The organism is Novosphingobium sp. 17-62-19, from assembly GCF_002256775.1.
In the GTDB taxonomy this organism is placed as follows: domain Bacteria; phylum Pseudomonadota; class Alphaproteobacteria; order Sphingomonadales; family Sphingomonadaceae; genus Novosphingobium.
In genome coordinates this window covers 1-5099 of record NZ_NCII01000146.1, presented here as the reverse complement: position 1 = coordinate 5099, position 5099 = coordinate 1, and the positions used below count along the sequence as shown (strand labels likewise).

The 5099-nt window shown below is 60.7% G+C and carries 7 protein-coding genes; 3 read left to right on the top strand and 4 right to left on the bottom strand.

Annotation, left to right across the window (positions count from 1 at the left end; translation table 11 throughout):
• Positions 1-1289, bottom strand: a 1289-nt coding sequence (gene dnaK, locus B7X90_RS18200; protein WP_292626982.1) for a molecular chaperone DnaK, incomplete at its 3' end; no start/stop codon positions are given.
• Between the two features lie 143 nt (positions 1290-1432).
• Here dnaK and B7X90_RS18195 point away from each other — a divergent pair.
• From B7X90_RS18195 to B7X90_RS18185, 3 genes are read left to right on the top strand one after another with little or no spacing between them, the layout of a single operon-like run.
• Positions 1433-1996, top strand: coding sequence for a copper chaperone PCu(A)C (locus B7X90_RS18195; protein WP_292626980.1), 564 nt, complete (start codon positions 1433-1435; stop codon positions 1994-1996).
• Positions 1997-2037: 41 nt separating this feature from the next.
• Positions 2038-2487 (top strand): vgr related protein, encoded by a 450-nt coding sequence (locus tag B7X90_RS18190; protein ID WP_292626984.1) that lies wholly within the window; start codon positions 2038-2040, stop codon positions 2485-2487.
• Between the two features lie 23 nt (positions 2488-2510).
• Positions 2511-2936, top strand: a complete 426-nt coding sequence (locus B7X90_RS18185) for a hypothetical protein (protein ID WP_292626977.1) — start codon at positions 2511-2513, stop codon at positions 2934-2936.
• On the opposite strand, the gene B7X90_RS18180 is transcribed toward B7X90_RS18185, so the two are convergent.
• From B7X90_RS18180 to hrcA, 3 genes are all read right to left on the bottom strand, one after another.
• Positions 2937-3197 (bottom strand): glycine zipper domain-containing protein, encoded by a 261-nt coding sequence (locus B7X90_RS18180; RefSeq protein ID WP_292626974.1) that lies wholly within the window; start codon positions 3195-3197, stop codon positions 2937-2939.
• Between the two features lie 204 nt (positions 3198-3401).
• The gene (locus B7X90_RS18175; protein WP_292626972.1) at positions 3402-3962 is read right to left on the bottom strand and encodes a nucleotide exchange factor GrpE; all 561 of its coding nucleotides are present in this window, start codon (positions 3960-3962) and stop codon (positions 3402-3404) included.
• Positions 3959-5023, bottom strand: a complete 1065-nt coding sequence (gene hrcA / locus B7X90_RS18170; protein WP_292626970.1) for a heat-inducible transcriptional repressor HrcA — start codon at positions 5021-5023, stop codon at positions 3959-3961. The genes B7X90_RS18175 and hrcA overlap by 4 nt, the downstream gene beginning before the upstream one ends.
• Between the last annotated feature and the right edge of the window lie 76 nt (positions 5024-5099).

Below are 5099 nucleotides of genomic sequence, written 5' to 3'. Positions count from 1 at the left end.
AGCATCTTGTTGTCCTGCGCCATCTCGCGCTCGCCCTGGAACACCCGGATCGTCACCGCCTGCTGATTGTCCTCGGCAGTCGAATAGACCTGGCTCTTCTTGGTCGGGATCGTGGTGTTGCGGTCGATCATCTTGGTCATGATGCCGCCGAGCGTTTCGATACCCAGCGAAAGCGGGGTCACGTCGAGCAGCAGCACGTCCTTCACGTCGCCCTGAAGAACGCCAGCCTGAATGGCCGCGCCCATGGCAACCACTTCGTCAGGATTCACACCGGTGTGCGGTTCCTTGCCGAAGAAGTCCTTCACCACGTCGCGCACCTTGGGCATACGGGTCATGCCGCCCACCAGCACCACTTCGTCGATGTCCTTGGCGGACACGCCAGCATCAGCCAGTGCCTTCTTGCAAGGCTCCAGCGTGCGCTGGATCAGGCCCGCAACCAGCTTTTCCAGATCGGAACGCGTGATCGTCTCGACCAGATGCAGCGGGGTGGTTGCTCCACCTTCCATGCGCGCCGTGATGAACGGCAGGTTGATTTCGGTGGTCTGGGCCGAAGACAGCTCGATCTTCGCCTTTTCCGCCGCTTCCTTCAGGCGCTGCAGGGCAAGCTTGTCGCCGCGCAGGTCCATGTTTTCCTTGGCCTTGAACCGGTCGGCCAGATACTCGACCACAACCGTGTCAAAGTCTTCACCACCCAGGAACGTATCGCCGTTGGTAGACTTCACTTCGAACACGCCGTCGCCGATTTCCAGCACGGAAATGTCGAACGTGCCGCCGCCAAGGTCATAAACCGCAATCGTCTTGCCGTCGTTCTTGTCCAGACCATAGGCCAGCGCTGCCGCAGTCGGCTCGTTGATGATGCGCAGCACTTCAAGTCCGGCAATCTGTCCGGCGTCCTTGGTCGCCTGACGCTGTGCGTCGTTGAAGTACGCCGGAACCGTAATCACGGCTTGCGTCACGGTCTCGCCAAGATAGGCCTCGGCGGTTTCCTTCATCTTCTGCAGCGTGAACGCGCTGATCTGCGAAGGGCTGTATTCCTGCCCACCTGCGGCAACCCATGCATCGCCGTTCTTGCCCTTCACGATGGTGTAGGGGACCAGCTCGGTGTCCTTCTTGGTCACAGGGTCATCAAAGCGGCGGCCGATCAGGCGCTTCACTGCAAAGATGGTGTTGTCACCGTTGGTGACAGCCTGACGCTTGGCAGGCTGGCCGATCAAACGCTCACCATCCTTGGTGAATGCAACGATCGACGGCGTGGTGCGCGCACCTTCCGAATTTTCAATGACATTCAAGACACCGCGAGGATTGATGGTCCCCCTGCCGGGCAGACCGCCATGTGCGGCTCGATTGAGGGCGATATAGGTGCGGTTCCGCTTGGCACAAGGGCTGCGGTTGCTTACCCGGTGCAGCATTGTCACGTCAGGAGTCGCAGCATATGCGCAAGCTCGTTCTCGCAGGTCTTTCCGCCCTCGCCCTTCCGCTCGCATCATGCGGCCAATCTGCAGATGAAGCTGCACCCACGCCAGCCGCCACAATAGATTCCGCGCCCCAGAACGCGCCGGGTGTGAACGTAACGGACGCCGTGATCCGCCTCCCTGCCGCACCGGGCCGCCCCGGCGTTGCCTACTTCACCGTTTCGCAAGGCGGCGGCGATCCGCACGCCATCGCCGCCGCCTATGTCGAGGGCGTCGGCCGCACAGAAATGCACGAAACTGTAACCGAAAACGGTGTGTCCAAGATGCAGCCAGTCAAAACCGTCCCCATCGAATCCGGCAAGACCGTTCAGTTCAAGGCAGGCGGCCTTCACGTCATGCTGTTCGACGTAGGCGATACCCTGAAAGCTGGCGCAACCACCGAAATCACCCTCACGCTCGACAATGGTGACAAGATCAGCGCACCTGCAAAAATTGAAGCGATCGGTGGTGGCCTCGGTGATGCCATGGATCACTCAGCCGATCATTCCGACGATCATGCCGGCCACGATATGAGCGAAATGTGACCGAGCCCGGCGCTTCCTGCCCCATCGATGGGGAGCGCCCGCTGACCGGCGGCGAACGCGTGCTGGTTGCCGAAGCGTTCGGCAGCGCGATCAACCCCGATCCGGTTCGCATCCGCCGCCGCCGCTGGTTTCCGTTCCAGCCGACCGGCACCGTCATGGCTCCGATGGGCCACCTGCACTTCGCGCCCGCCAGCCCGCACTGGTGCGACGATTTCGCCTGTGCATCCCTAAGCGCGCAAGGCCTGTTCATTCACGAAATGGTCCACGTCTGGCAGGCGCAAAAGCGCGGAAAATGGTGGCTCCCGCTGATGCGCCACCCGTTTTGCCGGTACAGCTACACTTTCACACAAGGCCGTCCGTTCGACCGCTACGGCATAGAACAGCAGGCCGAACTCGTCCGTCACCTGTTCATGGCAAAGCGGGGCAATCCGTCACCGGACGCCCCGCCAATTGCCGCGCTTGAAGCGCTGGTTCCGTTTACGAATACTTGAGGGTTATTCGCCATTTTCACGAAATGGCCACAAATTCTTCGGATACCACGCTTCACCTTTGGCGCAGCAAGACAATTGACGCATTCGCACAAGCAGAGGCTGCGGTTGATGTTCTGGTTCTGAAACTTAATGCGTCAGTTAAGGTTGATATGCTCAGCCAGAAGATCGATGCCGCCCGCAAAGCCAAACCCACCAGCGCAGTGGCGGAAGATCGAAAGAAGAAAATCGATCAGTTGCTTGGCGAACTGTCCTCGCTCTTGGGATTGCGCAACGACATCGTCCATTCACCAATGGTGATCGAAAAGGTTGGCGAAAGTGTGTTTGCCACTTTCGCCAACCCCAATGTTAAATGCAGTTATTCAAGCTTTCGGCGAATAATTGCAGCACCGCGCCTTCAAGCGCTTGCTACAAGGGTTACCAACCTCGCCAAGAGCCTTGAATCAGCCTGATCAGCAGCGCACTTCGTATTCACGCCCGCGATTGTCAACGCGATAGCAGCGGTTGTCGCGCTTGCGGATCTGCGAACCGCCCGCCGCGCCCACAGCGCCGCCAATAGCCGCGCCGGTAGCAATATCGCCACCCGTCGCCGCGCCGATGCCTGCGCCAACCGCAGCACCCAATGCGCCACCTTCAGCCGTATAGTTACGCGCACAACCGCCCAGCGTGACCGCCGAACCCATGATAAGCGATGCAATGATGATCTTGCGCATGAAATGTCTCCGTTGTTCACGGAGGTGACGCCCTAAGCGCCCGCAAGTTCCTGAATTCACGACGAACCGCTCATCGCAAATCACAAACCTCAGCCGCCAACTCACCGCGCCCCCGCGAAGGCGGGGGCCTCAGGAGTTTTACGGAAGGCTTGTGTAAACGGCTCGAGGCCCCCGCCTTCGCGGGGGCGCACAGCCGACCTCAGATCAATCCGGCTTCTTCGCCACCGCCACCATCGCAGGCCGCAGCAGCCGGTCCTTGATCATATACCCCGCCTGCAGTTCCGAAATCACCGTGCCCGGCTCCGCATCGGCAGAAGGCATTTCGATCATCGCCTGATGCTGGTGCGGATCAAGCGGCAGGCCCATCGCGGCAATGCGCGTAATGCCGTGGTTGCCGAAAACCTTCTCGATCTCACGCCCCGTGGCTTCAAGCCCGGCAACAAGGTTTTTGAACTTGTCATCCTCACGCAGGTCCGCCGGGATCGTCTCCAGCGCGCGCGAAAGATTGTCAGCCACCGAAAGAATGTCGCGGGCAAAGCCGGTCGCGGCATAGGCGCGGGCATCGGCAATGTCCTTTTCCATGCGGCGGCGCACATTCTGCGTCTCGGCCTTGGCATAAAGCACGTCCTGTTTGGCCGTCTCCAACTGCTCGCGCAGCAGCGCCGCTTCATCGTTTTCAGAAGGCTGGTCGATCATGTCTTCGGGCACACCCTTCAGTTCCGCTTCGATTTCTGCATCCGTGGGGCGCGTGTCGTTATCGCTCATTTTCTCGAAAACCCGTCTTGTCCGATAAATCTGCCCAGAGTCTGGGCGGTGAAATCAACGATGGGGACAACGCGCGCATAATTCAACCGCGTTGGCCCGATTACCCCCACCACGCCAACCACGTTTCCTTCGTTGTCGCGCCACGGTGAAGCGATCACTGATGAGCCGGAAAGCGAGAACAGCCGGTTCTCGCTGCCGATGAATATCCGCGTTGCCTGCGCCTCGCGCGCTGCATCCAGCACGCGGGCAATCGCCTCTGCGCCTTCCAACTCGTCCAATAGTTGACGCACGCGTTCGATGTCGCCCAGCGCAGCGTCATCCAGCAGATTGGCCTGCCCGCGCACCACCAGCACTGGCCGAGCCGCCGCATCGCGCGTCCACACCACCAATCCGCGCTGCACCAGATCAGCGCTGGCGGCATCCAATGCCGAACGCCCGCCCGCAATCTCAGCCCGCACAACGCCAGCCGCCTCGGCCAACGTCCGGCCATAGAGCCTGCTCGTGAGATAGTTCCCCGCCTGCTCCAGTGCGCTGGCCCCCACCGGCTCTGGCAGGTCGATAATGCGATTTTCAATGCCGCCGTCCTCGGAAACCAACACCGCCAGCGCGCGCACCGGAGATAGAGGCACGAAATTGATCTGCACCAGCCGAGGCTCCCGCTTGGGAACCATCACCACCGCCGCCCCCGCCGAAAGCTCTGACAAGGCAGAACTCGCCGCGGCCAGCGCGTTTTCGATAGTTCCGCCCTGCGCCAGCCCACGCTCGATTTGCGCCCGGTCTGCGGCAGAAGGCTCGGCCACCTGCATGATCCCGTCAACAAACAGTCGCAGACCAACATCGGTCGGCATCCGTCCCGCACTGGTATGCGGCGCGGCCAGCAACCCGGCGTCCTGTAATTCTTGCAGCACTGACCGGATCGAAGCAGGTGACAGATTCACGCCCCCCGGCCCTGCCAGCGCTTTCGATCCCATCGGCTGTCCGCTGGCGATGTAACCCTCCACCACAAGGCGGAAAATCTCCCGCGCGCGGTCGGTCAAATCGGTCAGGGTTGGGCCAGTCATCATCACCATTCTATTTACTGCTCTTGCAGGCTCAAGGGCAATGCGCCAGAGGCCATCCAAACTTGCGAGGGAAATT